We start from the raw sequence: 11,880 nt of genomic DNA on the forward strand, positions 1-11,880 counted from the left end.
GCTTACCCATTCTGGGCGGGTGGTGCGTACAGCACGCGCGTCTGTTGCTAAGCCGCTGCTCAAGGTTGACCTGAGGCGCGCGCCATGGCCACGGAAGTCCCGTTCCCGAACCGGTCCTTCTACATCGTCTCCAAGCTGCCCGGCGACGAGCGCATGGCGCTGACGAAAGGCGACGGGGACAAGGTGGCGCTGCAGCCGTTGGTCGGCGCCTTCGAGCAGTTGTGGACGACCGAGGACCACGCGCAGGAAGGGTCGGTGCTGCGGCACCTGGCCAGCGGCCTGGCCCTGACCTATCGAACCCGGCGCTACTCGACGCCCAGGGCCGGCGGCTACGAGACGCCCGAGGGGCTCGTGCACCTGACGCCGCTCGTTCCGGGCGAGGTGCGGCAGGTCTGGCGCGCCGAAGCGGTGAACGGCTGGGTGGCGCTGAACACCCGCCTCGACTGGGAGCGCAAGCTGAACGTCTATCGCTCCGACCCGCGCGGCGACATCGGCGTCTACCCCTGGGATCGCGGCGCCAACAACGAGTGCTGGGATCTGCTGGTCGAGAACGGCCACGTGATCGTCGCCGACATGCGGTACGTCGGGCAGGGGGCGGTCGAGCTCGAGTATCTCGCCGGGCGGCCGGGGCCGGTCATGACGGTCGACAACCGCGCCGGAGACACGCTGCTGACCGACGTGCGCTGGGCGCCGCGTAGCTACAAGATCGAGCGTGCGTTCGTCATCGACGAGGCCAGCAAGCGCGGCGGCCTGCCGGCGCTGGGGCCGGTCTTCGGTTTCCACCTCGCCGCGGAGGGCGCGCCCGACCGCCAGGTTCTGGAGCGCCCGATCGGTCCCATGGCGGAGGGGCGTTCCGACGACCTGGAACTGGAGATGGTGGACGACCCGGCGCAGGTGCTGATCGAGGTCCCGCCGGGACGGATCTATGGCTACCGGGTGGTGGTCCAGTATGCCCGGGTCATCGCGCCGTTCATCGCGACCCTGCGTCTGGGATCGTCGGTCTCCGGCCGTCTCTCCGGAGAGGCGGTGGTCAAGGGACGGTTCTTCGGCGTCAATCCGGTGAGCAGCGAGATCGAGGTGCAGGACCTCACCGCTGTCGGCGTTGACGGCGGTGAGGGCGAGCTCGTCGGCTCGCTGACGCCGGCCTAGGCGGGCCGGCTCGCGCGCCGCAGCCACAGCTCGGCGACGATCAGGTTGGGAACCCAGGCCAGGAACGAGATGGCGCGGTACCAGGGCAGGAACGGCAGGTCGAGAACCATCACCAGCGGCAGGTAGAGCCGCAGGGTGACGGCCGCCAGGGTCAGGGCCCAGGAGCGGATCATCCAGCGGCGGTGCTCGACATAGCGGCCCTGCACGGCCGCGCGCCAGCCCAGGACGTTGACGGCGATCCAGATGACCGCGAGCAGGCCGAAACCCGCCGTGGCGATCGATCCGGCATGGGAGCCGGGCGCCAGGACCAGGCCCGCGACGCCGCCGACCAGGCATCCCAGCACATACACCCTGCCTGTCCAGCGATGCGGCGGGCCAGCGCCCCGGCGCAGGGCGGGGATGAACTGCAGCGACCCCAGCACCAGCGCGGTGACCGAGCCGGCGATGTGGACGAAGAGCCACGGAACCCCGCGCGGATTGCCCAGGGCCTGGGCCGGGGTCTGGGGCGGGCTCAGCAGGTAGCGCGCGGAATAGGCGGCGATCCCCAGGCAGAGAAGGCCGATGACGATCCAGGCGAGGCGGGCGCGCCAGGACATAGGCGCTGGGTGGGGCGCTGGGTGGGGCGCGGGTCGGAGGGCGGCGGTCGTGGCGGTCAAGGCTAAGGTCCCCGTTGCGAATTGACGCAACCTCGTTGCCGGACGGCCGACGGCTCGCTAGGCCTTGCTTCGCGAACGGCGCCGGGGCTGCGCGAACGGGACGGCATGGACAGCGGGACGGACAGCTGGACGGACAGGGCGGGCGGAAACCTCGCCGCGCGGCGTTGGGCGATAGACCTCGCCATGCTGGTGGCGATCGGCCTGGTGATGGGGTTCCTCGGGCCCTTCGCCTCGGAGCGCGCGCCCGTGGTGCAGCGCTATGTCTACTGGATGATCTGCATGGTCGGCGGCGGGCTGATCGGCATCGGCGTGGACGCCGTTCTGAGCCGGTTCGTGCCCGCGACCTGGCCGCGGGTGATCGTGGTGTCGGTGCTGATGACGCCGCTGGTGTCGCTGTTCGTGTTGACGACCGAGCACCTGGTCATGGGCGGCGCGTTCAAGCCGCACGGCTATGTGCGCCTGCTTTGGCAGGTGTGGCCCATCTCGCTGGCGGTGATGGTGGTGCGGGCCCTGGCCTGGCGACGGGCGGTTGCGCGGGTCGAGACCCGGACCGTCATCGCCCCGCCGCTACCGCAGGCCGAAGCGGTCTTCCGACGACGTCTGTCAGCCAAGCGGCGCGGGGCGCGGCTGATCGCCGTCGAGGCCCACGACCACTACCTGAAGGTCCACACCGACGCCGGCGTCGAGATGATCACCCTGCGCTTCAGCGAGGCCCTGGAGGAACTGGCGCAGGCGCATGGCTGGCGCGTCCACCGCTCGTGGTGGATTGCGGCCGAGGCGGTCGAGGCGGTGCGCTGGCGACGCGGCGCGGGCGAGGTCAGCCTCGCCGGCGGCCTCGTCGCGCCGGTCAGCCGCACCCACGCGCCGGTGCTGAAGGACGCCGGCTGGTTCTAGGCGCCATCAACCGTCATCCCGGACAAGCCCCGCGGGGCTTTCCGGGATGACGAAGAGAATGATCCTCACGCCAGGACCGGCATCTTCTCCAGCAGCTTGTCCAGCGTCACCGGGTACTCGCGCACCCGCACGCCGGTGGCGTTGTAGACGGCGTTGGCCACCGCCGCGCCGACGCCGCAGATGCCCAGCTCGCCCACGCCCTTGGCCTTCATCGGCGAGGACATCGGGTCGGTCTCGTCCAGGAAGATCACCTCCTGGTGCGGGATGTCGGCGTGCACCGGCACCTCGTAGCCGGCCAGGTCGTGATTGACGAAGAAGCCGATGCGCTTGTCGACCACCAGCTCCTCCATCAGGGCCGCGCCGGCGCCCATGACCATGGCGCCGATCACCTGGCTGCGGGCCGATTTCGGATTGAGGATCCGGCCCGCCGCGCAGACGGCCAGCATCCGGCGGATGCGGATCTCGGCGGTGTCGGCGTCGACGCCGACCTCGACGAAGTGGGCGCCGAAGGTCGACTGCTGGTGGGTCTTGGTGAGGTCGCCGTACTCCATGAAGTCCTCGGCGGTGACCGGGCCCGAGGCGGCGGCCTGTTCCAGCGGCAGGCTCTGGTTCCCCACCTTCACCCGGCCGTCGGCGAACTGCGCCTGGGCGGCATCCAGGCCCAGCTTGCCGGCCACGGCCTCGCGCAGCTTCACGCAGGCGGCATAGACTCCGGCGGTCGAGCTGTTGGCGCCCCACTGGCCGCCCGAACCGGCCGAGACCGGGAACGACGAGTCGCCCAGGCGGACGTTCACGCGGGTCAGCGGCACGCCCATCATCTCGGCCGCGGTCTGGGCGATGATGGTGTAGCTGCCGGTGCCGATGTCGGTCATGTCGGTCTCGACGGTGACGACGCCGCTGGTCTCCAGCCGCACCCGGGCGGCCGACTTCATCACGAGGTTGTTGCGGAAGGCCGCCGCCACGCCCATGCCGACCAGCCAGCGGCCGTCGCGGGCCTGGCCGGGCTTGGCCCGGCGGCTCCAGCCGAACTTGTCGGCGCCGGTGCGCAGGCACTCGTTCAGCCGCCGCTGCGAGAACGGCCGGCTGGGCTTTTCCGGATCGACCTGGGTGTCGTTGAGCACCCGGAACTCGACCGGGTCGATCCCCAGCTTCTCGGCCAGCTCGTCGACCGCCACCTCCAGCGCCATCAGTCCGGGCGCCTCGCCGGGCGCGCGCATGGCGTTGCCCTCCGGCAGGTCCAGCACCGCCAGCCGGGTTTTCGTCATGCGGTTCTCGCCCGCATAGAGCAGGCGGGTCTGCTGCACGGCCGTCTCGGGCCCGCCGCCGGGCAGGTCGCCCGACCAGCTCTCGTGGCCGATGGCGGTGATCTTGCCGGCGCGGTCGGTTCCGATGCGGATGCGCTGGATGGTCGCCGGCCGATGGGTGGTGTTGTTGAACATGAAGGGCCGGGTCAGGGCCACCTTCACCGGCCGTCCCGCCGCCTTGGCGCCCAGGGCCGCCAGGATGGCGTCGGCCCGCACGAACAGCTTGCCGCCGAAGCCGCCGCCGATGAACGGCGACATCAGCCGCACGTTCTCGCGCGGGACGCCCAGGGTCTTGGCGACGTCGCCGGCGCCCCAGGCGATCATCTGGTTCGAGGTCCACAGGCTCAGCTTGTCGCCCTTCCAGGCGGCGATGCTGGCGTGCGGCTCCATCATCGCGTGGCCGTGGTCGGGGGTGGTGTAGGTCTCGTCCAGCTTCACCGGCGCGGCGGCGAAGGCGGCCTCGAAGTCGCCGACCGCGCTGTCGGGCCCGCCGTCCTTGGGCTTGGTCGCCCCGTCCTTGGCCGAGACCAGGTCGAAGGTCCCCTTGGCGCGCTCGTAGTCCACCTTCACCAGGCCGGCGGCGGCGCGGGCCTGCTCGAAGGTCTCGGCCACGACGATGGCGATGGCCTGGTGGTAGTGCTGGATATCCGGTCCGCCCAGCAGCATGGCGGTGTTGAAGTCGCCCTTGGCCAGCTTGCCGGCCTCGGCGGCGGTGACGATGGCCAGCACGCCCGGCGCGGCCTTGGCGCGCGACAGGTCCATCGAGACGATGCGGCCCTTGGCGATCGCCGCCCCGACCACGTAGCCGTAGGCGATGTCGGGGATCGCGTCGTGGCGCTCGTAGGCGTAGGGGGCGCGGCCGGTGGTCTTCAGCGGACCGTCGATCCGGTCGACCGGCTTGCCGACCACCTTCAGCTGGTCGATCGGATTGGTCGTGGCGGGGGTGTCGAATTTCATCGCTTAGGCCCTCGCTTCGGCCACGGCCGCGCCGATGGCGCGCTCGGTCAGGGTCAGCTTGAACGCGTTCTGGCTGGTGGTCCTGGCGCCGGCCAGCAGGCCCTCGGAGATGGCTTTCGCGCCGCGCGGCAGCGAGCTTTCCGCCGTCTCCACGCGCCAGGGCTTGTGGGCGACGCCGCCCAGGGCGATGCGGCCCGAGCCGTCCTTGTGGATCACGCTGGCCACCGACACGAGCGCGAAGGCGTAGGAGGCCCGGTCGCGCACCTTGCGATAGGCATGAACCCCGCCGACGGGCCTGGGCAGGGTCACCGAGGTGATCAGTTCGCCGCGCGCCAGGGCGGTCTCGACATGGGGCGTCTGGCCCGGCAGGCGGTGGAAGTCGGCGATCGGGATCGAGCGCTCGGTCCCGTCCGGGGTCACGGTCTCGACCGTGGCGTCCAGCACGCGCAGGGCCACGGCCATGTCGCTGGGGTGGGTGGCGATGCAGGCCTCGCTGGCGCCCAGGACGGCGAGACTGCGGGTGAAGCCGCCGATCGCCGAGCAGCCCGCGCCGGGGGTGCGCTTATTGCAGGGCATGTTGGTGTCGTAGAAATACGGGCACCGGGTGCGCTGCAGCAGGTTGCCGGCGGTGGTGGCCTTGTTGCGCAACTGGCCCGAGGCACCGGCCAGCAGGGCGCGCGACAGCACGCCATAGTCCTTGCGCACCCGCTTGTCGGCGGCCAGGTCGGTGTTGCGCACCAGGGCCCCGATGCGCAGGCCGCCGTCCTTGGTCGGCGCGATCTCGTCCAGCTTCAGGCCGTTCACGTCCACGAGCCGCGCGGGCGTCTCGATCTCCAGCTTCATCAGATCCAGGAGGTTGGTGCCGCCGGCGATGAAGCGGGCGGTCGGGTCGGCGGCGACGGCCGCGGCGGCTTCGCGCGGGCTTTTGGCGCGCTCGTAGGTGAAGGCCCTCATGCCCCTTTACCCAGGATAGGGCCTCCAGCGACTTCGGCCACGGCCGCGACGATGTTGGAATAGGCGCCGCAGCGGCAGATGTTGCCGCTCATGCGCTCGCGCAGCTCGTCCTCGCTGAACTGGACCTTGGCGTTGAGGTCGGCGGTGACGTGGCTGGGCACGCCGGCCTTGATCTCGTCGAGCACCGCCTTGGCCGAGCAGATCTGGCCCGGCGTGCAATAGCCGCACTGGTAGCCGTCGTGCCGGACGAACGCCGCCTGCAGCGGGTGGAGCTTTTCAGGGCTGCCCAGGCCCTCGATGGTGGTGACTTCGTCGCCCTCGTGCATCACCGCCAGCGACAGGCAGGAATTGATCCGCCGGCCGTCGACGATGACCGTGCAGGCGCCGCACTGGCCGTGGTCGCAGCCCTTCTTGCTGCCGGTCAGCTTCAGGTGCTCGCGCAGGGCGTCCAGCAGGGTGGTGCGGGTGTCCAGCTCCAGGGTCTGGCGCTGGCCGTTGACCGTGAACGACACCTTCATCACCGAAGGCCCCGGTTCGGCGGGCGCGGCGGCGGCCACGCCAGGGGCTGTCGCCACCCCTACTGCGGCGCCGGTGGCCATCACTTCGCGCCTGGAAAGCTGAAGGTCGTCGAGTATCGCCATCCCATCCTCCGGTCCTCCACGCGCCAAGGGTCCGCGGTTAAAGCGGCCGGGCGCGCGGGCGGTTTCGTCGCGGGTGTCGGCCCAGCGAAAGACGCGAAGCGTAACAGCGGCGGGGGCGGCGCATTAGTCGCCTGACGGTGCATGGGGTGTTGAGCGCTGCTCAACAATCCGGATCGGGTTTCGTGCGTTGGGGCGGCCGCCGCGGAGCGATCGGAGCGGTCGCGGCGTTGTCCTGGCCAACCCGATGGAGATCGCATGGACCTGGACACCAAGCCCGACATTCACCCGGACCAGCAGCCCAAGCCGGTCAGGCGCCGGCACGTCAAGGCGCTGGCCGTGATCGCCATCGTCATCGCCGTGCTGGCCGTGGCGATGTTCGTCGGCTTCAACACCTTCTATGCGGTTGAGGCGACCTAGGGGCCCTTACGCCTCGCCCTTGCTCCCGCCTGAGCGCTGGAAGAGCTGCAACGTGCGCAGCATCGACAGGCGGGCGCTGTCGGCGTGATGGCCGCTGGGGGCGACGAAGGCGTGGCCGGCGTCGTACTGGAAGATCGGCAGGTCGGGATGGGACGCCTCGATGGCCGCCACGTCGGCCGGCGGGATCATCTCGTCGGTCTTGCCGAAGTGCAGGATGGTCGGGACCTTGGGCGTCTCGTCGCGATAGCGCACGATGTCGCCGCCGTAGAAGCACGAGACCGCCGTCACGCCGTGCGCGCGGGTCGAGGTCAGCCAGGCGGTGGTGCCGCCAAAGCAGAAGCCCAGGACGAAGACCGGCCCCTCCAGCGCGTCGATGGCGGCCTGGACGCGCGGCACGCTGGCCGCGCCCCAGCCGGCCTGCTCGCCCAGCGCCATGCGCTGGTCGAGGATCGAAGGGTCGGTGTTGAGCTCGGGCCAGGGGGCGTCGGCGCTGTCCAGCAGATCGGGGGCGATCACCTCGTAGCCGTGCTCGGCCAGGCCTTCGCTGAACTCGCGGATGTGCGGGGTGATCCCCCAGATGGCGTGCAGCACGACGAGGCCGCCGCGCCGGGCCTCGCCCGGCTGGACGTGGAAGGCCGACAGCGGGCCGCCTTCGCGGTCGCACAGGGCGATGCGGGTTCCGGTGGTGGTCATGCTCCCGCCCCGCCCTGGGACGCGGCGACTTCCTCGAACAGGGCCACGGTGCGTTCGCGCGCCAGCTCGGCGTCGGCCAGATCGCTGTCGGGGCGGCCGTCGTTGTTGAAGCCGTGGCCGCTGGCCTCGTAGACATGCACCGGAACGTCGGGGTGGGTCGTCCAGATGGCCGCCTTGGTGGCCTCGGCGTCGATGTGGGCGTCCTGGGCGCCCAGGTGGACGATCACCGGGCAGTGCAGCGGCAGGGCGGCGTTGGCCCGCACCTGGCTGCCGTAATAGCTGGAGCCCGCCGCCAGGCCTTCCAGCTTCGAGGCCGCCAGCCAGACCAGCGAACCGCCCATGCAGTAGCCGACGGCGAACACCGGACCCTTGTCCTTCAGGGCGTCGATGCAGGCCTGGATGTCCGACAGCATGGCCGGCATGCCCACCTTGCCGACGGCGGCGACGCCGTTCTGGAAGCCCTCGGGGTCATGCTCGGCGACATAGCCGGGGGTGACGCGGTCGAACAGCGACGGCGCGATGGCCTCGTAGCCGCGCGCGGCCCAACGCGCGAGGTCGGCCTGCACGTACTGGTCCAGGCCGAAGATCTCCTGGATCACCACCACCCCGCCCTTGCGCGGACCTTCGGGCTGCACGCCGAGAGCAGAGAATTCGAAGCCGTCGATGGCGGAGGTCAGGGCGAGGGTCTGCGACATGGGATCTCCGGCGTCTTGTTCTGGCGCGCGCATCCAGAACCGCGCCGCCTTTCCGGTCAAGGCGCGGCGTCGTCGAAGTCCAACAGCCGGACGTGCGGGGCCAGGGCGCGGACCATGTCCGGCAGGTCCTCGCCCCAGGCGTTCTGGCCGCTGATGCGGATCGAGACCCGTCCGCCCTGCGCTTCGTCGAGTTCCAGCTCCAGCCAGCCGTCGTCGTGCTTGCGGGGGTGGTCTCGGTGGCCGACCGCGCGCACCTGGCTCCAGGGCGCAAAGCGCAGGGGCGTCCAGAGATGGGGCCGCCAGCGCAGGCCGTCGCGCTCCAGGACGAGACGCGCCCGGCGATCCAGGCTGGCCAGCAGGTTGCACAGGCAGGAGAACGCAACGCCCGCCCCGGCCAGCCAGACCCCGACCCCGCGCAGGGCCGGCGAGGCGAACATCAGCATGACGAAGGTGACGGCGGCGAACACGGCCGTGCTGATCCAGTTCTTCCAGTTGGAAGGCCTGACGACGAAGGGCAGGCGCGGCGGCGCCGGGGCGTCCTCTTCAGCGCGATCGACGTGCGGGAGGTCGCTCACGCCGCCTTTCCCGACCGGTCGGCGAACAGGTGCGGCGCGCGGTGGTGGATGGCGCGCCGCAGCGCCCTTCGGGACTGATCCAGGCTGGCGGCGTCGATGTCGACCACGAACGGACCGTTGCGGCCGGAGGCCTGCTGCTCGACGACCGGCGGCGGCGGCGGCGGCGGCGGCGGCGGCGGCGGCGGCGGCGTCAGGGTCAGCCGCAGCACGCGCCCGTCCTCGCCCAGGTCCTCGAACTTGGCCGACAGGATGCGGGGCCAGGCCAGGAAATGGAGCGGGTCCCTGCGCGCGTGGCGCCAGCTGAGGCCGCCGCCGGCGATGATGATGCGCGGGGTCCGGTCGCTGATGACGAAGGGCGCGCTGATCAGGCACCATGCCGCGAACAGGATCGGGAAGATCCAGGGCGGATGTTCGCCCTGGATGCTGCGCCAGCCCATCCAGCCGGCGATGACCAGCAGCACGACGGCCGAGCTCAGCGCGGACTTGCGCCAGTCGCGGCGCACCAGCAGCGGACCGGCGTCGGCGATGTCGGTCATGGCGTGATCCTCACCGCAGCGCCGTCGCGCACCAGGGTCCAGACCTCTTCTATCTCCGGATCGGTGACGGCGATGCAGCCGTCGGTCCAGTCCTGGCCCTTGTAGAGCGCCGAGAGCGCGCCGCGGCCGTTGGGCAGGCCGTGGATCATGATGTCGCCGCCAGGATCGATCCCCTGGGCGCGGGCCGCCGCCGTCTGGGCCGGGGTCGGATAGCCGATGCGCAGGGCCAGGTGGTAGCGGCTGCGCGGGTTGCGGCCGGTGATGCGGTAGTCGCCCTCGGGCGTGCGCCGATCACCGGAGCGGACCTTGGGCGCGAGGCCGCCGCCGCCCAGCGAGATCGCATAGGTCCGCACCAGCCGGTCGCCGGCATAGAGGCTCATGCGGTGGGCGGCCTTCTCGATCACGATGCGGTCCACCGAGCCCTCGACGGCCGGCGGCTGGGCGGCGGTCGCGCCGCAGCCGGCCAGGGCCAGGACCGCCAGGGCGGCGAGGACGGGGCGCATGCGCAAGCCTTTCTGCCTCAGTCCGTCGCGCCCAGCCGCTCGCGCAGCATCTTGACCACGTCCTCCTTGCTGATCGGCGGCGACAGCATGGTCTCGCCCGGGGCCATGCCCGAGACCAGCCGCACCGTGGCCGGACCGTCGATCGTCACGTCGGAGATCTCGACGCGATAGGCGCCGAGGACCAGTTCGCCCTTGCCGTCCTCGATCTGGACGATCTGGGGATCGCTGTCGAAGAGGGCTTCGCGGCTGGCGCCGGCGACGACCTGGAACTCGACCACGCCGTCGCGCAGCTTGCCATCGGGCGAGATCCGGCCCTGCACCGGCCCGCCGTAGCGCAGGCCCAGCAGTTCGGTGAACGGCGCGATCGCCCCCGACTTGGTGTAGGGCGCCGGCGCCAGCAGCTTCTCGGGGCGGCCCGCCTCGGAGATCTGGAAGATGCTGCCGGGGCGCAGGCTGTCGGAATAGGCCCGGGTCAGGGTCTCGAAGCGGCCGTCGTCGTCCTTGTCGGCGAAGCAGTAGACGTCGCCCGCGGCCGGCTTCTGGCGGCGGCAGTAGATGGTGCGGCCGTCGATCACGGCCGGCCACAGCGCCTCGCCGGCCGCGCCCAGGCGGGGTTTTTCGTCCGGCGTCTTGGTCAGGGTCACGCCCGGCGCGGGCCGCACCACCTGCACGCCGATCACGGCGCGCTGGTCGACCGAGCGGGCGGCGAACGGTTCAAGCGCCTGCTCGACCACCAGCCGCGATTGCGGCGGGGCCTTGTCGAGCATCGGGGTCAGGCTCTGCTGCACGCCGGGGGGCAGGTCGTCCCAGGTCCTGGGAAGCTGGAACCGGATCGGCGGCGACGCCGACGTCTGCCGGTTGGCGCCGGCCGGCGGGATCCTCAGCGGCTCGCGCTGGACCGGGGGGATGGCCAGCGGCGGCGCGGCCGGCTTGGCCTGCTGGGCGGCGGCGGGAAGGGCGGTCAGGCCGGCGGAGGCGAGGCCAGCGGCGGCCAGCAGGATGGCGGGGATCGAGCGGCTCATCGGTATATCGGAATGTAGGTGGTGGTGGTGGTGATCGACAGCGTCACGCGGTCGACCTGCGCGGGGATGGCCTCGACCACGCGGTAGCGCAGGTCGCCCTCGGGGGTCAGGCCGAGCACATCGATGCGCGAGCCGCGGATCGTGACGCTGGCCGGACTGCCGTCGCCCAGCAGCGGGCGGGTGGCGCCGCCGTTGCGGATGGCCTGGAAGCCCAGGGGGCTTTCGAAGGCGGGCTGGACGGTGACCGTGCCGGGCTTGGTCGGTTCGCCTTCCTTGGCCCGGGGAGCCTGGGCGTTCCAGATCAGGCCGAAGTCGACCGAAGGGCCTTGGGCATAAGGCGTGCGCTCGTAGGCGACCGAGGTCTCCAGCGGCTTGGGCGCGCCCAGGGTGAACACGAACAGGGCCACGTTCATGAACGGCGAGCCCGACGGCCGCACCTGGTCGAAGTCGCCGTCGGCGTCGACATCCTCGAAGCACGAGAAGGTGGCGCTGGACCACCAGCGCTTGCCCTCGCTGACCGCGCAATAGGCGAAGCCGCCCTGCGAGGGCACGCCGAACATCTTGGCGCCGGCGGGAAAGACGGTGGCCTTCTTGCCGCTGCCCAGGGTCGCCTGGGCCGTCAGGCGCGCGGCGCGCGGGGCGACGGCCTGCTGCACCAGCAGCGGCTGGCCTTTCTTGGCGACCTGCTCGCCCTCGGGCGCGGTGACCGGCAGGATGACGTAGCTGGCTGACTGGGTGCGGGTCTGGGCGGCGGCCGGGCCGCCGACGGCGGCAAGAGCCGCCAGCAGGGCGCCGCCAACCCGTGCGGCGCGCCCGAACAATACTGGTTTCACGCTGAGCCAAGCTCCCCCGAACAACTGCGGTGAAGCTTGGCTCAAACGCGA

Annotated in this window: 14 protein-coding genes; 3 read left to right on the forward strand and 11 right to left on the reverse strand. The window is 71.3% G+C overall.

Annotation, left to right across the window (positions count from 1 at the left end; translation table 11 throughout):
- The first annotated feature begins 84 nt into the window (after positions 1–84).
- Entirely contained in the window at positions 85–1,149 is a 1,065-nt protein-coding gene (locus tag DDF62_RS17365; protein ID WP_116490265.1) for a hypothetical protein, read from the forward strand.
- Here the strand turns inward: DDF62_RS17365 and DDF62_RS17370 are convergent.
- Positions 1,146–1,745, reverse strand: a complete 600-nt coding sequence (locus DDF62_RS17370; protein ID WP_116490266.1) for a DUF2306 domain-containing protein — start codon at positions 1,743–1,745, stop codon at positions 1,146–1,148. The two genes, DDF62_RS17365 and DDF62_RS17370, sit on opposite strands and share 4 nt — an antisense overlap.
- A gap of 165 nt (positions 1,746–1,910) precedes the next feature.
- Here DDF62_RS17370 and DDF62_RS17375 point away from each other — a divergent pair, with 165 nt between their 5' ends.
- A complete protein-coding gene (locus tag DDF62_RS17375; protein WP_116490267.1) occupies positions 1,911–2,699 on the forward strand; it encodes a LytTR family DNA-binding domain-containing protein in 789 nt (262 codons plus the stop codon).
- 65 nt (positions 2,700–2,764) lie between these two features.
- Here DDF62_RS17375 and paoC read toward each other — a convergent pair whose 3' ends face one another.
- The 3 genes from paoC to paoA are packed head-to-tail and all read right to left on the reverse strand — an operon-like array spanning position 2,765 to position 6,555.
- Entirely contained in the window at positions 2,765–4,960 is a 2,196-nt protein-coding gene (gene paoC / locus DDF62_RS17380; protein ID WP_116490268.1) for an aldehyde oxidoreductase molybdenum-binding subunit PaoC, read from the reverse strand.
- 3 nt (positions 4,961–4,963) lie between these two features.
- Positions 4,964–5,914 (reverse strand): FAD binding domain-containing protein, encoded by a 951-nt coding sequence (locus DDF62_RS17385; RefSeq protein ID WP_116490269.1) that lies wholly within the window; start codon positions 5,912–5,914, stop codon positions 4,964–4,966.
- The gene (gene paoA / locus DDF62_RS17390) at positions 5,911–6,555 is read right to left on the reverse strand and encodes an aldehyde dehydrogenase iron-sulfur subunit PaoA (protein ID WP_116490270.1); all 645 of its coding nucleotides are present in this window, start codon (positions 6,553–6,555) and stop codon (positions 5,911–5,913) included. Before paoA ends, DDF62_RS17385 begins: the two co-directional genes overlap by 4 nt.
- Positions 6,556–6,810: 255 nt before the next feature.
- On the opposite strand from paoA, the gene DDF62_RS25705 reads away from it, so the two are divergent.
- Positions 6,811–6,972, forward strand: coding sequence for a hypothetical protein (locus DDF62_RS25705; RefSeq protein ID WP_165832281.1), 162 nt, complete (start codon positions 6,811–6,813; stop codon positions 6,970–6,972).
- A 6-nt stretch (positions 6,973–6,978) separates the two neighbouring features.
- Here the strand turns inward: DDF62_RS25705 and DDF62_RS17395 are convergent, their stop codons facing one another.
- Genes DDF62_RS17395 through DDF62_RS17425 form a run of 7 tightly spaced genes read right to left on the reverse strand, consistent with a single transcriptional unit; the run spans position 6,979 to position 11,829 of the window.
- Entirely contained in the window at positions 6,979–7,665 is a 687-nt protein-coding gene (locus DDF62_RS17395; protein ID WP_116490271.1) for a dienelactone hydrolase family protein, read from the reverse strand.
- The gene (locus DDF62_RS17400; RefSeq protein ID WP_116490272.1) at positions 7,662–8,360 is read right to left on the reverse strand and encodes a dienelactone hydrolase family protein; all 699 of its coding nucleotides are present in this window, start codon (positions 8,358–8,360) and stop codon (positions 7,662–7,664) included. Before DDF62_RS17400 ends, DDF62_RS17395 begins: the two co-directional genes overlap by 4 nt.
- Positions 8,361–8,416: 56 nt before the next feature.
- Entirely contained in the window at positions 8,417–8,935 is a 519-nt protein-coding gene (locus tag DDF62_RS17405) for a hypothetical protein (RefSeq protein WP_116490273.1), read from the reverse strand.
- On the reverse strand, positions 8,932–9,471 hold the full coding sequence (locus DDF62_RS17410; protein WP_116490274.1) for a hypothetical protein: 540 nt from the start codon (positions 9,469–9,471) through the stop codon (positions 8,932–8,934). Before DDF62_RS17410 ends, DDF62_RS17405 begins: the two co-directional genes overlap by 4 nt.
- Entirely contained in the window at positions 9,468–9,974 is a 507-nt protein-coding gene (locus tag DDF62_RS17415) for a L,D-transpeptidase family protein (protein WP_116490275.1), read from the reverse strand. Before DDF62_RS17415 ends, DDF62_RS17410 begins: the two co-directional genes overlap by 4 nt.
- Positions 9,975–9,991: 17 nt before the next feature.
- Positions 9,992–10,996 carry a hypothetical protein gene (locus DDF62_RS17420; RefSeq protein WP_116490276.1) on the reverse strand — a complete coding sequence of 335 codons (1,005 nt, stop codon included), beginning with the start codon at positions 10,994–10,996 and terminating at the stop codon, positions 9,992–9,994.
- Complete coding sequence (locus tag DDF62_RS17425; RefSeq protein WP_133244946.1) at positions 10,993–11,829, reverse strand: hypothetical protein; 837 nt, start codon at positions 11,827–11,829, stop codon at positions 10,993–10,995. The genes DDF62_RS17420 and DDF62_RS17425 overlap by 4 nt, the downstream gene beginning before the upstream one ends.
- Positions 11,830–11,880 lie beyond the last annotated feature (51 nt).

Origin of the sequence: Caulobacter radicis (assembly GCF_003094615.1) — a bacterium.
Taxonomy (GTDB): domain Bacteria; phylum Pseudomonadota; class Alphaproteobacteria; order Caulobacterales; family Caulobacteraceae; genus Caulobacter; species Caulobacter radicis.